Genomic DNA, 17,909 nt, shown 5'->3' with positions numbered 1-17,909 from the left:
CCTCGCCGCGATGGGGACGATGCGCTCCACGCCGCCGAGCACAGGCATGCCTGCGCGAGCGGGTGCAATACAGGTCGACGCGCGTCGGCATCGCGCATGGACGCTCCGCAGCGGATGTTCCTGTGCGCGACGGCGCAAAAAGCCGCGTGGCGCGCTCCGTCATGCAATTGCCACACGCATCGTTGCAGCGTCGGCCAGGCCGATTCACATGCGACTAACCGGGTGCTGGCGCATCGTAGCCGCCGGATCCGCGGCGTCGGCCGACCCCGCCACCGCACGATGGGACGATGTTTCCCCCACGCCGGCCTTGGTAAGGACGCCGGTCGTCCCTACCATTCATCACGCAACGTCCGTCCTTCCGGCGGACGAAAGTCCAGGAGAACCGCATGGCCTACACCCTCCCCAAGCTGCCCTACGCCTACGACGCGCTGGAACCGCACATCGATGCGCAGACGATGGAAATCCATCACACCAAGCATCACCAGACCTACATCAACAACGTCAACGCCGCGCTGGAAGGCACCGAGTACGCCGATCTGCCGATCGAGGCGCTGGTGTCCAAGCTGAAGTCCCTGCCGGAGAACCTGCAGGGTCCGGTGCGCAACAACGGCGGCGGCCACGCCAACCACTCGCTGTTCTGGACGGTGATGGCGCCCAACGCCGGCGGCACCCCGGTCGGCGACGTCGCCAAGGCGATCGACAGCGAACTGGGCGGTTTCGACAAGTTCAAGGAAGCCTTCACCAAGGCCGCGCTGACCCGTTTCGGCAGCGGCTGGGCGTGGCTGAGCGTGACCCCGGACAAGAAGATCGTGGTCGAAAGCACCGCCAACCAGGACAGCCCGCTGTTCGAGGGCAACACCCCGATCCTGGGCCTGGACGTGTGGGAACACGCCTACTACCTGAAGTACCAGAACCGCCGTCCGGACTACATCGGCGCGTTCTTCAACGTGGTCGATTGGAACGAAGTGGAGCGTCGCTACCACGCCGCGATCGGCTGATCGCGCCAGCCGCGCCGTCGATCGAAAGGCCGGGCTCGCGCCCGGCCTTTTCTTTTGGCCGATCGGCGCCTAGACCGCCGGCAGGCACAGCGTGACGGTGGCGAGCGGGCGTTCGGCGCCGCCGTCGGCCGCGACGGGCGCAGCGCCCGGCGCGTCGGCCCCGGCGATGTCGCGGTTGTGCCGGGCATACCAGCCCGGGGTGGCGCCGGTGACGCGGCGGAAGCTGTTGACGAAGTGGCTCTGGTCGAAGAAGCCGAGTTCGTAAGCCACGGTGCTGACCGAGTGGCGTCCGCTCAGCAACAGTTGCCGGGCGCGTTCGATCCGCCGCTGCAGCAGGTATTGCATCGGGCTGTGGCCGGTGCTCAGGCGGAACATGCGCGCGAAGTGGTAGCGGCTGACGCAGGCGGCATTGGCGATATCGGCCAGGCCGATACGCTCGGCGAGATGGTGGTCGATGTAGTGCTGGGCACGGGCCAGCGCGGACGGACGCAGGCCCTTGCTGGCTGCGCCGGCGACGCGGGGGCGTTCGGCGGCGGTGGAACGGGAGGCGGGTGCGTGGGGGCGGGGCATGGCGTGTCTCCTGGGAAGCGCCGGAAACGCACGCGCGGGATCTGCGCTGGCGCCTGTGGCATGCGCGTGGACATCGTCTCCGGGACGGTGTCCATGCTGGTGCCGGGCGCGTGCAGCGGCCACCCCATTCCGGCAGAGCGGATGCTCACTCGTTCGGGGGATTCCGCCGCGGCGGCGACTGCGGGCCGCGCGGCAACACCAGCAGGCGCCGGCCGAAACAGCGCGCGTCGAGCGAGTAGGCGCCGGGCCCGAGCAGCGCCAGCGCCAGCGCCGGCAGCGCCGCCAGCAGCGCGCTGCCCGCGGCCGCGGTGCCGTGCCACAGCGCCAGCCCCGGCACCGCGCAGGCCAGCACCGCCACCAGCGGGGTGAGCGCGCCGGCGGCCGCCAGCAGCGCCAGCGCCATCGCCGCCAACCGCCACGGCGGCGGCAATGCCCACGCGCCGCTGGCGGCCGCCGGCCACAGGTTCAGCGCCAGGAACAGGCGCAGGGCCAGCAGCCCGAGTCCCGCGCTGCCGCCGGGAAACATGGAGTAAAGTCGTTGCATGGCACTCAGGCTAAGACCGGCGCGGCAGGTCGGCCTAGCCGTATACGAGGCAGTGGAACATCCCTCGATCGGGGTGTTGGCGGTATCCGCGCTGCTGCCGAAAATCCGGTTTTTCCCTTTTTTGCGAGGCAGAGGAAGCGCAGTGCGAAGTCTGCGAAGACGGCGTTGGGCATGCGCTCTGTGGGTGCTCGGCCTGGTCTTCGCGGCACCGCTTGCCGCCACCACGCCGCCGCCGCCGGCGCGGCCGACGCCGCTGCACAACACCGCCTGGCGGGTGGAGCAGGGCGCGCCGGCGGACGTGTGGGCGCTGGCGCAGTCGGCCGACGGCTATCTGTGGATGGCCACCGGTTTCGGCCTGTACCGCTTCGATGGCGAACGCTTCGAACGGCGCGAGCCGCTGCATGGCGCGCGCCTGCTGTCGCAGAACGTGACCGCGCTGACGGTGTTGCCGGACGGACGCATGTGGCTGGGCTACTTCGACGGCGGCGCCAGCATGCTGCAAGGCGGCCGGCTGCTGCAGTACGGCGCGGCCGAGGGCTTCCCGGCCGGGCCGGTGGCGCGCCTGGAAGCGGACGCGCAGGGCACGCTGTGGGCCGCGACCTGGGAGGGCCTGGCGCGGTTCGACGGCCGTCGTTGGCAGCGGATCGGTGCCGACTGGGACTATCCCGCCGCGCGCGCCGACTGGCTGCTGCGCGACAGCCGCGGCGTGCTGTGGGTGAGCAGCGGCGACAGCGTGCTGCGGCTGCGCCCGGGCGCGCGCCGCTTCGAGCCGACCGGCATCGCCACCGCGCTGTACGCGGTGCTGGCCGAAAGCCCGGACGGACGCATCTGGCTGTCGGACCGGCGCGGCGGCACCCGCGCCATCGCCGCCGCCGGCGGCACCCTGCTGCCGCCGGCGGCGCAGCATGCCGCGCCGGCGCTGCGCACGCTGGCGGCGCGGCGCATGGGCTTCGCCCGCGACGGCAGCCTGTGGTTGTCCGACTTCCAGGCGCGCGGCGCGGTGCGGGTGGTCCTGGACGATCCGCGCGCGCCGCGGCTGGAGTATTTCCGCCGCAGCAACGGCCTGGCTTCGGACTTCGCCGCGCCGGTGCTGGAAGACAAGGAGGGCAACGTCTGGATCGGCAGCACGCTCGGCCTCAACCGCTACCGCCACCGCAACGTGATGGCCTTGCCCGGTCAGCCCGGCGCCGAGGCCGGCGAGGTCGAGGTGCATGCGCAACCCGACGGCAGCGTGCTGGTCACCGATACCCAGGGGATGTTCCGCGCCGATGCCGCCACCGCCGCGCGGCTGCTGCGCGGCGAACCGCTGGCACAGGAATACGCGCGGCTGCGCGACAGCGGCTGGGTGCTGGGCGACGCCAGCATGGTGCGCATGCAGCAGGGGCGCCGCATCGAGGTCGCGCTGCCGGCCGCGCTGCAAGCGCGGCAGGTGCGCGCATTCCTGTCCGACCGCGGCGGCGACGCCTGGGCGGCGGTGGCCGAACACGGGGTGTACCGCTACCACGCAGGACAGTGGACGCGGCAGGCGCGCCTGCCGGCGGACACCTGCACCGCGATCGCAGAGGACGCGCAGGGCCGTTACTGGTTCGGCTATCCGTCCGGCCAGGTGCGGCAGCTGCACGGCGAGCGGGTGCGCGTGTTCGCGGCCGGCGACGGCCTGCAGGTCGGCCGGGTCACCACCATCCATGCCGGCGCCGGGACGCTGCTGGTCGCCGGCGAACTGGGCATCGCGCAGTGGCGCGGCGCACGTTTCGCCACGCTGTCGCCGGCGCGCGCGCCGGGCCTGCGCGGCGTCACCGGCATCGCCCAGACCGACGACGGCGAACTGTGGCTCAACGGTGCCGCGGGCGTGGCGCGGATCGCGCGCAGCCGGCTCGATGCGGCGTTCGGCGACGCCGACGTGGCGCTGCAGCCGGTCTACTACGATGCCGCCGACGGCCTGCCGGGGCTGGCGGTGCAGGCCAACCTCGACAGTACCGCGGCGCGCGACGCCGATGGCGTGGTATGGCTGGCCACCAGTCAGGGCCTGGCCTGGATCGACAGCCGGCGCCTGCGGCGCAACCCATGGCCGCCGCAGGTGTTCGTGCGCGCCCTGTTCGCCAACGAGCAGCCGATGCCGCTGCGCGCGCCGCCGCTGCTGCCCAAGGGCACCACGCGGCTGCAGATCGCCTACACCGCGACCAGCCTGACCGCGCCCGAACGCGTGCGCTTCCGCTTCCGCCTGGAGGGCGTGGACGAGACCTGGCGCGACGCCGGCGTGCGCCGCGAGGCGTTCTACACCAATCTGGGCCCGGGGCAGTACCGCTTCCAGGTGATCGCGGCCAACAATGACGGGGTCTGGAACCCGCGCGGCGCCACGCTGCGCTTCGGCATCGCGCCGCGTTTCGTGCAGACCCCTGCGTTCTGGCTGCTGTGCGTGCTGGCGCTGCTGTTGGCGCTGTCGGCGCTGTACCTGCTGCGCATGCGCCAGCTGGCCACGCGGCTGCGGCTGCGGCTGGAGGAGCGCTTCCGCGAGCGCGAACGCATCGCCCGCGAGTTGCACGACACCCTGCTGCAGGGTTACCAGGGGCTGATCCTGCAGACCCATGCGGCGCTGGGCACGTTGCCGCCGGCGGCGCCGCTGCGGCGCGATCTGGAGGGCGTGCTCGATCGCGCCGAACAGGCGCTGGAGCAGGGCCGCGACCGGGTCGAGGGCTTGCGCGCCAGCGCCGGCCGCACCGAACTGCTGCCGGCCGCCTTCGCCGCGATGCTCGAGGAGCTGGGCGCGCAGTCGCAGGTGCAGCGGCGGGTACTGGTCGAAGGCACGCCGGTGGCGCTGCAGCCGCTGGTCGACGACGAGCTGTACCAGCTCGGCCGCGAGGCGCTGCTCAACGCGTTCCGGCATGCGCAGGCGGGCAGCATCGAGGTCGAGATCGCCTACGGCCGCGATGCGCTGCGGCTGCGCTTTCGCGACGACGGCCGCGGCATCGAGCCGCAGGTGCTGGCCGCCGGCGGCCGCGCCGGGCATTGGGGGCTGACCGGCATGCAGGAACGCGCGCGGCGCATCGAGGCGCGGCTGGACGTGTGGTCGCGGCCGGGCATGGGCACCGAACTCAATCTGCGCCTGCCGGCGCGCCGCGCCTACCGCGAACCGGCGCGAAACCGGCTATGGTGCCGCCTGCGCCAGTGGCTGTCCGGAACCAAGTGAAGTGAGCGAAGTGTCGTCCGTGCCGATCCGCATCCTCGTCGTCGACGACCATCCGTTGCTGCGCGAAGGCATGGCCGCGGTGCTGGCCGCGCAGCCGGACCTGCACGTGGTCGGCGAGGCGGCCGACGGCTTGCAGGCGCTGCAGGCCTATCGCGCGCTGCGCCCGGACCTGGTGCTGCTGGACCTGCAGTTGCCCGGGCTCGGCGGGATCGAGGTGATCGTCGCCTTGCGCAAGGAATTCCCGCAGGCGCGGATCGTGGTGGTCACCGCCTCGCGCGGCGACGTGCAGGCGGTGCGTGCGCTAGAGGCCGGCGCCAGCGGCTACCTGCTCAAGAGCGGGCTGCGCCGCGAACTGGTCGACACGGTGCGCGCGGTGTCGCAGGGCCGGCGCCAGGTGCAGGCCGAAGTGGCGGCGGAGATCGCCGAGCACCTGCTCGGCGACAGCCTGTCGGCGCGCGAGATCCAGGTGCTGCAGAGCGTGGCCGCGGGCAACTCCAACAAGGCCATCGCCGCGCTGCTGTCGATCGCCGAGGAGACGGTCAAGGCGCACATGAAGAACATCCTGTGCAAGCTCGGCGCGCGCGACCGCACCCATGCGGTGGCGATCGCGGTCAAGCGCGGCATCATCGAGCTGTAGCGCCCTGCGGTCGGCGCGGGCTCAGGATCCCGGCAGCGGCGGTATGGCGTCTTCCGGCGGCGGATCCAGCGGCTGCAGCGCGACCAGCAGGCCGCGCGGGTCGGCGCCGCGCGCAGCGCCCGGCGCACGCGGCAGCAGCCGCGTGCTGCGCAGCGGGCGGAAGCGGCCGCGTTCGAAGAACACATGGTCGGCCTGCGCGGGGAGCGCGAACACGCGCGGGTCCAGCCCGTTGCGCGGCGCCTCCTCGGCGCGGGCGCCGCGCAGGCGCGCGTCGCTGTCGCCGAAGCGCGCCGCCAGCGGCGCCAGTTCCGGCGCATCGGCGGCGGCGAAGAAACCGCCGGCCAGCAACGCCGGCACGCCCTCGGCGGTGGCGTCGATCCACGCCATCAGATCGTCGGCCTGCTCGCGCCGGTTGGCGCCGCCGTCGCGCTCGGCATGCAGGCGGGTGAAGTACAGGTTCACCGGCTGCCCGTGCAGGTCCACGCGCACCAGCCCGGCCACGCTGTAGTCCTCGAACGGATGCAGTAGGGTCTCCGCTTCCTCCAGCACCGGCAACCGGGTCAGCAAGGCGTTGCCGCGGCGCTGCGGCCGGCTCGGCGGATCGGCGCTGATGAAATGGCAGTGGTAGCCGAGCTGCGCGGCCAGCCAGTGCGCCTGGTTCGGCAATTCGGGAGTCTGCAGCACTTCCTGCAGCGCGATCGCATCGGGCTGCAGGCGGCGCAGCGCATCGACGATGCGCACGCGGCGCGCCGGCCAGTCGTTGCGGTCCTGTTCGAGATTGAGGCTGACCACGCTGAGCGCGGCGCCGGGCGGCGTGGCGGGCGCCGCGGGCAGGTCGGCGGGCAGCGATTGCGCGCGCGCAGTCGCCACCAGGGCCAGCAGCAGCCAGCCCAGGCGATGCCATCGTCGTGTGGTCCCCATCATGCGCACGATGCTAGAGGCAGCGGCTTCAGCGTCGCGTGTAGGAACGTGCGGCGCTGCATGCGGCGTCGAACGCCGAGTGGATCGCTGCGGCGCGCCCATGCGGGAACGCGCCGGCCTCGTTCGCGAACCGCGTCATCGCTCTGGCGTGATGCGGTTCCAGGTTCGTGGTGTTGCAATGGCCCGTGCACGCGCCGCCGCGGCGCGCGCACGGGAGCCACCGGCGGTCAGTGCGGCAGCACGGTGTCCTGCAGCCGCAGCGGCGCGGTGGCCTCGGCCTGCGTCGCCGAGCGGCCCAGCACCAGTTCGTAATCGCCGGCGGCGATGCGCCACTGGCGCTGCACCGGGTCGTAGTCGGCCAGGGTCTTGGGTTCGGCGACGATGCTGACGCGGCGGGTCTCGCCGGGCTTGAGCGTGAGCTTGTCCCAGCCGACCAGGCGGATCGGCGTGTGGTGGCCCTGCGGCAGGCGCAGGTACAGCTGCGGCACGTCGGCGCCTTCGCGCTGGCCGCTGTTGCGCACGTCGAAGCTGGCGACCACGTTGGCGCCGTCGGCCTGCACGCTCAGGTTGGCGTAGTCGAAGCGGGTGTAGGACAGGCCGTGGCCGAACGCGTACAGCGGATCCAGGCCGCGCGCGGCGAACCAGCGGTAGCCGACGTTGGCGCCCTCGATGTCGTAGTCGACATTGCTGCCGGCCGGTTGCGCCGGCTTGAAGCCCAGCCCCGGGATCGATGGCCGCGGCAACTGCGCCACGTCGCGCAGCCAGGTCACCGGCAGGCGCCCGGACGGGTTGGCGTCGCCGAGCAGCAGGCGCGCCAGCCCTTCGCCGCCGCGGATGCCCGGGTACCAGGCTTCCAGTACCGCCGGCACCTGTTGCAGCCACGGCATCGCCACCGGGCCGTTGGTCTGCAGCACCACCACGGTGCGCGGGTTGGCCTTGGCCATCGCCGCGATCAGCGCGTCCTGCTTGCCGGGCAGGCGGATGTCGGGCAGGTCCACCGATTCGGCCGACCACTGCGTGGCGAACACGATCACCGCCTCGGCGCCGCGCGCGAGCTTGGCCGCCGCGGCCACGTCGTCGCCGCTGGCGTAGTCGATCCGCGCATCCGGCAGCGCCTTGCGCAGCGCCTGCAGCGGCGAGGACGGATGGAACATCACCGGGCCCGGCCAGGTGGTCGGGGCCAGCCCCGGCACCGCGTTGCCGCCGTTGACGGTGAAGCCGACCATCGACGAGCCGCCGCCGCCGATCACGCCCTTGTCGGCGTGGCCGCCGATCACCGCGATGCGGCGCAGGGTGCGCGGCAGGGGCAGGGTGTCGTTCTCGTTGCGCAGCAGCACCGTGCCTTCCTCGACCACTTTCTGCACCGCGTCGCCGCCGGCGACGGCGTCGATCGGCTGCCGCTGCGGCGGATGGTCGAAGCTGCCGGTGGCGATGAACGCGCGCAGGATGCGCCGCACCATGTCGTCGAGACGCGCCTGCGGCACCGTGCCGCCGGCCACCGCCAGGCGCAGCGGTTCGTCGAAGTACACCGCCTTGTCGAACACTTCGCCGGCCGATTGCTGGTCCAGGCCGGCCAGCGCCGCCTTGGAACCGCTGTGCACGCCGCCCCAGTCGGACATCACGTAGCCGGGGAACTTCCATTCCTGCTTGAGCACCTTGTTGAGCAGGTAGTCGTGCTCGCAGCCATAGATGCCGTTGATGCGGTTGTAGGAACACATCACCGAGCCGGGCTCGCCGATCTGCAGCGCCAGCTCGAACGCCAGCAGGTCCGATTCGTGCATGGCCTGCTCGCCGATGTCGGCGCTGTGGGTGTTGCGCCCGGTCTCCAGATCGTTCATCGCGAAGTGCTTCATCGTCGACACCACGCGCTGGCTCTGCACGCCGCGGATCGACTCGCCGACCATGACCCCGGCCAGCAGCGGATCTTCGCCGGCGTACTCGAAGTTGCGGCCGTTGCGCGGATCGCGCTGTAGGTTGACGCTGCCGGCCAGCAGCACGTTGAAGCCCTGCTGCCAGGATTCGCGGCCCATCGTCGCGCCGCCGGCGTAGGCCAGTGCGCGGTTCCAGGTGGCGGCGGTGGCCGGGCCGGACGGCAGCGCGGTGGCGTAGTCGCCGGGGCGCACGTTGCCCGGATTGGTCACGCCGACGCCGGCGTCGGCCAGCTGCTGCGCGGCGATGCCCAGGCGCTCGATGGCCGGCACGAAACCGGCCGAACCGAGCGCGCCCGGCGGCCGCGGACCGCCGTCCTTGCCCAGGCCGAAGTAGCTGTGCAGCATCTGGAACTTCTCGTCCTGGGTCATCGCCTGCACCAGCAGCGCGGCGCGCCGGTCCGGCGCCAGGCCGCGATCGGTCCACGGGCGCTGCGCGTCGGCCGCGGCGCTGGGCGCCAGGCGGAAGGTGCTGAGCAGGCCGAAGTGGTCCGAGGCCCAGACGCCGTTCGCGTCCGGCTTGCGGAACAGGATGCGGCTGCTCACCGGTTCGAAGCGCTCGCGCTGGAAGAACACGTGGTCGATGCGCCGGGGCGGATTGAACTTCGGGTTCAGGGTGCTGTCGGCGCGGCCGTCCTTGGCGCCGTGCAGGCTGCCGTAGCTGTCGCCGAAACCGGCGCGCAGCGCGGCCAGTTCGGGCGCGTCGGCGCTGGCGTTGAAGTCGCCGGCCAGCAGCGATGGCGCGCCGTCGGCGGTGGCGTCGACCCAGGTCAGCAGGTCCTGCAGCTGGCGCTCGCGCAGCGCGCCGCCGGCCTCGGTCCAGTGCAGGTGGGTGACGTAGAGATTGACCACGCGGCCGTCCACGTCCAGGCGCAGGCGTCCGGCGGTGCGGCTGTCGTCGAGCGGGTTCAGGCGGATCTGCTCGCGCGCCAGGATCGGGCGGCGGGTCAGCAGCGCGTTGCCGTAGCGCTGCGCGGCGCCGGGCGGATCGACGCTGGTGAAGTACCACTGGTAGCCGAGCTGCTCGGCCAGCCACTGCGCCTGGTTGGGCAGCTTGTCGTGCTGGATCACTTCTTCCAGCGCGATCGCGTCGGGCCGCAGTTCGCGCAGGGTCTGCACGATCTGGGTGCGCCGCTGCGGCCAGTCGAGCTTGTCGTGGTACAGGTTCAGCGTGACCACGCTGAGCGTCGGTGCGTCCTTGTCGGTCGCGGGCGCAGGCGCGGCGAAGGCCGGCCAGGCCAAGGCGAGCGCCAGGCAAAGGAGTCCTGAAAACGTTTTCATAGCGGGGCGTGAGGCCTCTCTAGCAGCTGAAGGGATTGCGCATCGGGGGGAGTCGGGGAAGGGGAGAGCCGGTGAAGCGCTAGGACGGCGCTTCGTCGCTGCGCAGCACCGGATACAGCCGGTACTGCGCATCCCAGGAGGAATGGCGGCGGTGGAAGAACTCCAGCCGCGCATGCGGATCCTTGGCGAAGTCGGCGTCGTGCTCGAGCTTGCTCTCGAATTCGGCCTTCAGTGCCGGGTCGCTGGCCAGCATCTGCCGCGCCACGTCCTCGGCCACATAGTCTTCCATGTATTCGGTGCGCTCGAAGGCGCTGTTGAACTCGCCCCATTGCAGCAGCGAGTCCGGCGCCTGCGGCTCCAGCAGCGCCATCAGCAGCCGCGCCTTGGGCTGGGCGATCGGCACGAACAGCGCGCCTGCGCCGAGCGTGCGCGTTTCCGGCCGCCAGGCGCCCTTCACGGTGAGCCGCTGGTGGCCTTCGGACGAGCGCGCGGCGAAGCCGGCATCGTCGGCACGGAAGCTCTGCACCGGCAGCGTCGCGCCCGCGTCCAGGGTGCGGAAGGCGATGCCGTGCTGGCGCAGCTTGGCCGCCACCGGCGCGGCCTGCGCGGCCGGCACCAGGTAGCCGGCGCGCGGCGCGACCACTTCGACGCTGGGCACGATCTGGTCGCGCAACGGTACCCGCCAGATCTGCGGCGTGCGCTCGTCGTAGCGGGTCATCAGCGCGCCGGACACCGGCGACAGCGTGCGGGTGTAGGCATAGCCGCGGAAATCCACCAGCCGCGACTGCTCGGTGGTGCGGTAGTCCAGCGCCACCGTCTTTCCGCCCAGCCGCTGCGCGCGCGCGTCGGCGGCCAGCGCATCGGCGCGCCAGCGGCTGCCGTTGCGCGCCACCTGCTGCAGCACCGAGACGATGGTGTTGCGGGTGATGCGCACGCGCTGCGGATACGGCTTCCACGAATGGGTTTCGACCAGCACGCCGAAGCGGTTGCGCAGCTGGAAATAGCCGTGCGAGAAGCGCGGCGTGGCCACGTCGTCGGCGAAGCCGGAGGCGGGGTCGTCGCTGACCACGAACGAGGGGTAGTAGGGCAGCGGCAGCGAGCCCTGCCGCTTCAGGTCGGCAAGTACGTTGTCGCGCAGGCGCAGGCCGTCGCCGCGCAGCGCGGCGTCGCCGGCGTGCAGCGGCTCGACCTGCACCGACACGTCGTGCTCGAACTGCGCGCCGTCGGTGACGTGCAGGTCCACGTACAGCAGCGGGTCCCATTGCTCGACCAGGCGCAGCATCGCCTGCATCTCCGGCGCGTCGGCCTTGACGTAGTCGCGGTTGAGGTTGAGGTTCTGCGCGGTGGTGCGCCAGCCCATCTGTTCCGGGCCGCGCTGGTTGGGGCGGTTCCAGGCGCCGAAGCGCTCGTGGCCGTCGACGTTGAACACCGGCACGAACAGCCACACCTGCTTGTCCAGCGCGCCGCGCGCGGCCTGGCCGTCGAGCAGCTGGCGCAGCGCCAGGAAGCCGGCGTCCTTGCCGTCGATCTCGCCGGCGTGGATGCCGCCCTGGATCAGCACCACCGGCAACTTGCGCGCCTGCGCCGTCGCGGCGTCCAGCGCGCCGGAGGTGGACACCGCCAGCGCCTTCATCGGCCGGCCCTCGGGCGTGGTGCCGAAGTCGAAGCAACGCACCGCCTGCGGATAGCGCTGCGCGAACGCATCGCACAGCGCGATGGTCTCCGCGTAGCGCCCGGTGCGCGCGAAACCGCTGCGTTCGGCCTCGGTGGTCAGGCCCGCATCGCTGGCCAGCAACGGCATGCTGCACAGCAGCATCGACAGCAGGAGGGGGGCCAGCCAGGGTCGGATCATTGCGGCATCGTTTCGGGACAAGACCCCCATGATGCGTGCAGCGCGCCGTTTGCGAAAGCACCTGCACGTCATTGCGGGCACTGCGGGCGGTTCGATTCGCCTGGAACGATCGGGTAACCTTCTGAAAATTTTGCCTGGACGGTGCCTGTGACGAGCGAACCATCGACGAGGACCTGCGCATGAGCGCGGCGAACGGCCACGCCGGCGCGAAGATGCCGCGGCAGATTCCCTACATCATCGGCAACGAGGCCTGCGAGCGTTTCAGCTTCTACGGGATGCGCAACATCCTGGTGCAGTTCCTGATCACCTCGCTGCTGCTGCAGGAGATGACCGCGCCCGGCCGCGAGGCCGAGGCCAAGCACATCATGCACAGCTTCATGATCGGCGTGTTCTTCTTCCCGCTGCTCGGCGGCTGGCTGGCCGACCGCTTCTTCGGCAAGTACAACACCATCCTGTGGTTCAGCCTGGTCTATTGCGCGGGCCATGCCTGCCTGGCGCTGTTCGAAGGCAGCCGCGGCGGCTTCTTCCTCGGCCTGGGCCTGATTGCGCTGGGCGCGGGCGGGATCAAGCCGCTGGTGGCCTCGTTCATGGGCGACCAGTTCGACCAGTCCAACAAGCACCTGGCCAAGGTGGTGTTCGACGCGTTCTACTGGATCATCAACTTCGGCTCGCTGTTCGCCTCGCTGCTGATCCCGCTGGCGCTGAAGAACCTCGGCCCGGCGTGGGCGTTCGGCATCCCCGGGATCCTGATGTTCGTGGCCACGCTGGTGTTCTGGGCCGGACGCCGCCGCTACGTGCACGTGCCGCTGCCGCCGAAGGATCCGCACGGCTTCGCCCAGGTGGTGCGCAGCGCGCTGCTGCGCCGCGTGCCGGGGCAGGGACGTCCCGGCCTGGCGCTCGCCGTGGTCGCGGTGGCGTTGGCGCTGGGCAGCTTCGCGCTGCTGCCGACGCTGGGCATCGTGATCTGCCTGTGCCTGGCGCTGGTGCTGCTGCTGGCCGGGATCGGCGGTGGCACCTGGTGGCAGCTGGAGCGGGCGCGCGCGGTGCATCCGGACGCGGCGGTGGACGGGGTGCGCGCGGTGCTGCGGGTGCTGGTGGTGTTCGCGCTGGTCACGCCGTTCTTCTCGCTGTTCGACCAGAAGGCCTCGACCTGGGTGCTGCAGGGCCAGCGGATGCAGATGCCCGACTGGTTCAGCGCCTCGCAGATGCAGGCGCTGAATCCGGCGCTGGTGATGCTGCTGATCCCGTTCAACAACCTGGTGCTGTACCCGCTGCTGCGCCGCCGCGGCTACGAACCGACCGCGCTGCGGCGGATGACCGTCGGCATCGTCTTCAGCGGCCTGGCCTGGATCGTGGTCGGTACCCTGCAGGTGCTGATGGACGGCGGCGACGCGCTGTCCATCGCCTGGCAGATCCTGCCGTACGCGCTGCTGACCTTCGGCGAGGTGCTGGTGTCGGCGACCGGCCTGGAGTTCGCCTACAGCCAGGCCCCGCAATCGATGAAGAGCGTGGTGATGAGCTTCTGGAACCTGACCACCACGGTCGGTAACCTGTGGGTGCTGCTGTCCAACGCGGCGGTGCGCAACGACACCGTCACCGCGCACATCGGCAGCACCGGGCTCAGCGAAACCGCGTTCCTGATGTTCTTCTTCGCCGCATTCGCCCTGATCGCCGCGTTGCTGTTCGGCCTGTACGCGCGCCGCTACCGCATGGTCGACCACTACCGTCCCGCCTGAGGCCCCCCATGCCGTCCGTCACCCCCGTCAACCTGATCCTGATCGCCCTCACCGTGCTGGTGTCGTGGGTGGCGTTCAACAACCGCAAGCTGCTCGACCGGCTGATCCTGTGGCCGCCGGCGATCGACCGGCACAGGCAGTACGACCGCCTGGTGACCCACGGCTTCATCCACGCCGATTTCCCGCACCTGCTGTTCAACATGATCACGCTGTACTTCTTCGGCGGCCCGATCGAGACGTTGATGGAGCGGCAGACCGGCAGCGTGCTGACCTATCCGCTGTTCTACCTGGCGGCGCTGGTGGTGGCGATCCTGCCCAGCTACCTGAAGAACCAGAAGAACCCGAACTACTTCAGCCTGGGCGCCTCGGGCGCGGTGTCGGCGGTGCTGTTCGCCTACATCCTGCTGGCGCCGTGGACCGGGATCTACTTCTTCTTCATCCCGATCCCGATCCCGGCCATCCTCTACGCGCTGTTCTACGTCGGCTACAGCATCTGGATGGACCGCCGCGGCGGCGACAACGTCAACCACAGCGCGCACCTGGCCGGCGCGGCGTTCGGGGTGATGTTCCTGCTGATCATGGAGCCGTCGGTGCTGCAGCATTTCCTCGACCAGCTGGCGCAGCCGCGCTTCGGCCGCGGCTAGGACGCGGCGCGCGACTTGTCGCGGCTGGATCCCGTCGCGGTCGGCCAACGGCGGCGGTGCGAGGGGCGGGAGGACTTCGGGAATCGGGCCGCCAGCGTGGCCGGCGTGCCATGGTGGCGATCGACCGCCCGGGCGGGCGGTGCCTCCGGCCCGCGCCGCGGGCCGGAGCGGGCGCTTGGTCGCTCAGGCGGCCTCTTGGCCGCGCAACTGCACCTGGGCGCTGCCGATGCCGGCGTGCGCGTAGGTTTCCTTCAGCCGGTCGTAGACCTCGCTGTTGAGCTGGTCGAATTCCCAGCCCTGGGTGTGGCCGCTGACTACCAGCTGGTACAGCCCTTCCAGCAACGACGCATCGTGGTCGCCATGGATCTGTTCGTTGTCGCTCATACGTATCGCCCCTGTTCGATGACATCGTGATGGAATCCGCAAGTCGCATGCCAGGTTTCCACGCTGCTGCACGCTTGGTAGCGGCCGCGCGCGGCGGGACTTTAGGGCGCAGGCCCAGATGCGGGCAGCCGCAAGGGCGGTGCGGGCGCCGGCCGGGTCATGCCGGGGCGTGGCGAGGCGCCTCCCAGGCCGGAAGTGACGCAATGCGTCGGCCGCGGGTGACGCAGCGCGGCGCGCGGCTTCACATCGTCGCGGCGCGCGGCCGACCAGACTGCGCGTTCCATCGCACGAATCTGGCCATGAACGCCGCGTCCCTCCCGCCGATCGAGCACGACCCGCAGCGGCAGCGTTTCGCGCTGCAACTGGACGGCCACGAGGCCGCGCTGGACTACCTGCTGCAGGACGGGCGCCTGGTCATCACCCATACCGGCGTGCCGGCCGCGATCGGCGGCCGCGGGCTGGCGGCGGGGTTGGTGACGGCGGCGTTGGCGCATGCGCGGGCGCAGGGACTGAAGGTGGTCCCGGCCTGTTCGTATGCGGCGACGTTCTTCCAGCGCCATCCCGAATACGCCGATTTGCTCGGCTGAGTGCGCACGACGCGGCGACGGCGCGATAATCCGTCATCACACAAACGCAGGACACAGGGGCAGTGGACGTGAGGGACAGGGCACAGGCAGGACCGAACAATCGATGGCGGTGGACGGCGTTGGCGTTGGCGACGACGCTGGCCGTGGCGGGGTGCAAGCGCGAGACGGCCACGCCCGCCGCCGAACCGGCGCCGGCCGCTGCTGCGCCCGTCGCGGCGGCCGCGCCGGTCGCGGCCGCGCCGGCGGAGCTGAAGGACGTGATCGAGCACAGCCCCAGCTACGTCGTCGGCATCACCTTCCCGCCGGCGCTGAACCGCTATCCGGGCCTGGCCGAGGCGGTCGGGCGCTATGCGCAGGCCGCGCGCGAGGAATTGATGCAGGCGGTCGGCGGCCTCGGCAACGACCGTCCCAGCGCGCCCTACGAACTGTCGCTGCAGTTCGAGATGCTGCTGGAGCGGCCCGAGCTGGTGGCCGTGGCGGCCGACGGCAGCCGCTATACCGGCGGCGCCCATGGCGAGCCGCTGGTGGCGCGCTTCGTATGGCTGCCGCAGCAGCAGCGCATGCTCACCGCCGAGACGCTGATCCCCGATCCCAAGGGCTGGACGCAGGTGGCCGACTACGTCGCCGCGCAACTGCGCCAGGCGGTACAGGCGCGGGTGGACGCCGAGCAGCTGCCGCCGGAGGACCACGACGAACAGGTGCGCAGCGCCGACAAGATGATCGCCGAAGGCACCGAGCCGCAGGCGCAGAACTTCAGCCAGTTCCAGCCGCTGGTCGATGCCGCCGGCAAGATCGTGGCGTTGCGCTTCGTGTTCCCGCCCTACCAGGTGGGACCGTATTCCGATGGCACGCAGTCGGTGGATGTCCCGGCGAGCGTGCTGCGCGGCCTGGTCGCGCCGGAATACGCGGAGCTGTTCGCGGCGTAGCGGGGTGCTGCGGGCATGGCCGGGCCGCTGCAGCGTCGTGTCGTCGATCTGCTCGCCGGTGCCGACGTGCGGATCGACGGCCAGCGACCGCACGACCTCCACGTGCACGATCCGCGCTTCTACGCGCGGGTGCTGGCGCAGGGGTCGCTGGGCCTGGGCGAAAGCTACATGGACGGCTGGTGGGATGCGCCGGCGCTGGACGAGACGCTGGCGCGGCTGATCGGTGCCCGCTTGGACCAGCGCGTGCACGGCATCGCCGACCTGGCCTATGCGCTGCGCGCACGCATGTTCAACCTGCAGCGCGGGCGCCGCAGCTACGAGGTCGGACGCCGCCACTACGATCTGGGCAACGACCTGTACCAGGCGATGCTCGGTCGCCGCCTGGTCTACAGCTGCGGCTACTGGGCCGCGGCCGACGACCTGGATGCGGCGCAGGAGGCCAAGCTGGATCTGGTCTGCCGCAAGCTGCGGTTGCGCCCGGGCATGCGCGTGCTGGACATCGGCTGCGGCTGGGGCGAGGCGCTGAAGTTCGCCGCCGAGCGCTATGGCGTGGCCGGCGTCGGCGTCACCGTGTCGCAGGCCCAGGCCGAGTACGCGCGGCAGCTGTGCCGCGGCCTGCCGGTCGAGATCCGCCTGCAGGACTACCGCGCGGTGGACGAACGTTTCGATGCGATCTTCTCGATCGGCATGTTCGAGCACGTCGGCGACAAGAACTACCGCACCTATATCGCCCAGGCGCGGCGCTGCCTGCATCCGGACGGGCTGTTCCTGCTGCATACCATCGGCAGCAACGTGTCGCGGCACCGTACCGATCCGTGGATCGCGCGCTACATCTTTCCCAATTCGATGTTGCCCTCGGCCGCGCAGATCGCGGTGGCGCTGGAAGGCCGCTTCGTATGCGAGGACTGGCACAACTTCGGCGCCGACTACGACCGCACCTTGCAGGCCTGGCGCGACAACGTCGAGGCGGCCTGGCCGCGGCTGGACGCGCAGCGCTACGACGCGCGCTTCCGGCGCATGTGGCGCTTCTATCTGGCCGGGTCGATGGCCACCTTCCGTTGCCGCCGCGCGCAGCTGTGGCAGTTGCTGCTGTCGCCGGAAGGGGTACGCGGAGGGTATCGCGTGCCGCGTTGAGCTGCGCGCCGCCGCCGCTGCGGCGCGACAGTGGGTAGCATGGCAGCTTCGACCCACATGCGATCCCGATCCCCCATGGGAAGTTTCGATCAGACCGAGCGCCGCGTTGCGCATACCTGCGAGCGCTACCCTGCGTTTCCCCGCGAACCGGCCATCCTGGTCAGGCTGGTCAAGCACCTGTACAAGCGCGTCCACGCCAATGCCTGCGTGCTGCTCAAGGCGCACGGCATCAGCCCGCCGGAGTACGAGATCCTGATGATGCTGTACGGCACGCCTGGGCAGAGCATCACCCCCACCGAGATGGCCGAGGCGGCGAGCGAGAAGCCGGCCAACATCACCCGCCTCACCGACAGCCTGTGCGCCAAGGACCTGCTGCTGCGCTCGGCCAGCCCCGAGGACCGGCGCAAGATCACCCTGACCCTGCAGCCGGCCGGGATCGCGCTGATCGAAGGCATGCTGCCGAGTGTGTGCGGCTTCCTGGAAGAGGAGACCGCCGGCCTCGACGAGGCCGAGCAGGTGCAACTGGAGACGCTGCTCAAGAAGATGCTCGCCGGCATCGACGACGCCGGCTGACCCACGG

The 17,909-nt window shown here is 71.1% G+C and carries 15 protein-coding genes; 9 read left to right on the top strand and 6 right to left on the bottom strand.

Annotation, left to right across the window (positions count from 1 at the left end; all coding sequences use genetic code 11):
- Nucleotides 1–386: 386 nt before the first annotated feature.
- The gene (locus tag J2Y70_RS17550) at nt 387–998 is read left to right on the top strand and encodes a superoxide dismutase (protein WP_263113224.1); all 612 of its coding nucleotides are present in this window, start codon (nt 387–389) and stop codon (nt 996–998) included.
- A 69-nt stretch (nt 999–1,067) separates the two neighbouring features.
- On the opposite strand, the gene J2Y70_RS17545 is transcribed toward J2Y70_RS17550, so the two are convergent.
- Both J2Y70_RS17545 and J2Y70_RS17540 read right to left on the bottom strand, forming a co-directional pair.
- Complete coding sequence (locus tag J2Y70_RS17545) at nt 1,068–1,568, bottom strand: helix-turn-helix domain-containing protein (RefSeq protein ID WP_263394844.1); 501 nt, start codon at nt 1,566–1,568, stop codon at nt 1,068–1,070.
- 145 nt (nt 1,569–1,713) lie between these two features.
- On the bottom strand, nt 1,714–2,112 hold the full coding sequence (locus J2Y70_RS17540; protein ID WP_309920386.1) for a hypothetical protein: 399 nt from the start codon (nt 2,110–2,112) through the stop codon (nt 1,714–1,716).
- A gap of 184 nt (nt 2,113–2,296) precedes the next feature.
- Between J2Y70_RS17540 and J2Y70_RS17535 the strand changes: the two genes are divergently transcribed.
- Together J2Y70_RS17535 and J2Y70_RS17530 are read left to right on the top strand one after the other, a co-directional pair.
- A complete protein-coding gene (locus tag J2Y70_RS17535; protein WP_309920383.1) occupies nt 2,297–5,299 on the top strand; it encodes a triple tyrosine motif-containing protein in 3,003 nt (1,000 codons plus the stop codon).
- A 31-nt stretch (nt 5,300–5,330) separates the two neighbouring features.
- Nucleotides 5,331–5,936 carry a response regulator transcription factor gene (locus J2Y70_RS17530; RefSeq protein ID WP_286038034.1) on the top strand — a complete coding sequence of 202 codons (606 nt, stop codon included), beginning with the start codon at nt 5,331–5,333 and terminating at the stop codon, nt 5,934–5,936.
- Nucleotides 5,937–5,957: 21 nt separating this feature from the next.
- Here the strand turns inward: J2Y70_RS17530 and J2Y70_RS17525 are convergent, their stop codons facing one another.
- The 3 genes from J2Y70_RS17525 to J2Y70_RS17515 form a co-directional block, all read right to left on the bottom strand.
- Entirely contained in the window at nt 5,958–6,860 is a 903-nt protein-coding gene (locus J2Y70_RS17525; protein WP_309920379.1) for an endonuclease/exonuclease/phosphatase family protein, read from the bottom strand.
- Nucleotides 6,861–7,084: 224 nt separating this feature from the next.
- A complete protein-coding gene (locus J2Y70_RS17520; RefSeq protein WP_309920377.1) occupies nt 7,085–10,066 on the bottom strand; it encodes a glycoside hydrolase family 3 C-terminal domain-containing protein in 2,982 nt (993 codons plus the stop codon).
- A gap of 79 nt (nt 10,067–10,145) precedes the next feature.
- Nucleotides 10,146–11,918: a M14 family metallopeptidase gene (locus J2Y70_RS17515; RefSeq protein ID WP_309920375.1), complete on the bottom strand. Its 1,773-nt coding sequence runs from the start codon at nt 11,916–11,918 to the stop codon at nt 10,146–10,148.
- A gap of 179 nt (nt 11,919–12,097) precedes the next feature.
- Here J2Y70_RS17515 and J2Y70_RS17510 point away from each other — a divergent pair, with 179 nt between their 5' ends.
- Entirely contained in the window at nt 12,098–13,654 is a 1,557-nt protein-coding gene (locus J2Y70_RS17510) for an oligopeptide:H+ symporter (RefSeq protein ID WP_263394840.1), read from the top strand.
- An 8-nt stretch (nt 13,655–13,662) separates the two neighbouring features.
- The gene (locus tag J2Y70_RS17505) at nt 13,663–14,298 is read left to right on the top strand and encodes a rhomboid family intramembrane serine protease (protein WP_309920370.1); all 636 of its coding nucleotides are present in this window, start codon (nt 13,663–13,665) and stop codon (nt 14,296–14,298) included.
- Nucleotides 14,299–14,481: 183 nt separating this feature from the next.
- Here the strand turns inward: J2Y70_RS17505 and J2Y70_RS17500 are convergent, their stop codons facing one another.
- Entirely contained in the window at nt 14,482–14,682 is a 201-nt protein-coding gene (locus tag J2Y70_RS17500; protein ID WP_263394838.1) for a hypothetical protein, read from the bottom strand.
- Between the two features lie 299 nt (nt 14,683–14,981).
- Between J2Y70_RS17500 and J2Y70_RS17495 the strand changes: the two genes are divergently transcribed.
- From J2Y70_RS17495 to J2Y70_RS17480, 4 genes are all read left to right on the top strand, one after another.
- Nucleotides 14,982–15,269, top strand: a complete 288-nt coding sequence (locus tag J2Y70_RS17495; protein WP_263394837.1) for a GNAT family N-acetyltransferase — start codon at nt 14,982–14,984, stop codon at nt 15,267–15,269.
- A 119-nt stretch (nt 15,270–15,388) separates the two neighbouring features.
- Nucleotides 15,389–16,195: a DUF3298 domain-containing protein gene (locus J2Y70_RS17490; RefSeq protein ID WP_309920366.1), complete on the top strand. Its 807-nt coding sequence runs from the start codon at nt 15,389–15,391 to the stop codon at nt 16,193–16,195.
- Nucleotides 16,196–16,210: 15 nt separating this feature from the next.
- The gene (gene cfa, locus J2Y70_RS17485; protein WP_309920362.1) at nt 16,211–17,329 is read left to right on the top strand and encodes a cyclopropane fatty acyl phospholipid synthase; all 1,119 of its coding nucleotides are present in this window, start codon (nt 16,211–16,213) and stop codon (nt 17,327–17,329) included.
- A gap of 75 nt (nt 17,330–17,404) precedes the next feature.
- The gene (locus tag J2Y70_RS17480) at nt 17,405–17,902 is read left to right on the top strand and encodes a MarR family winged helix-turn-helix transcriptional regulator (RefSeq protein ID WP_263394834.1); all 498 of its coding nucleotides are present in this window, start codon (nt 17,405–17,407) and stop codon (nt 17,900–17,902) included.
- Nucleotides 17,903–17,909: the final 7 nt, after the last annotated feature.

It is taken from the genome of Xanthomonas sp. 1678 (genome assembly GCF_031455575.1).
Taxonomy (GTDB): domain Bacteria; phylum Pseudomonadota; class Gammaproteobacteria; order Xanthomonadales; family Xanthomonadaceae; genus Xanthomonas_A.
Note: the sequence above shows the minus strand (reverse complement) of the source record. Positions and strands in the feature narration are given on the sequence as shown.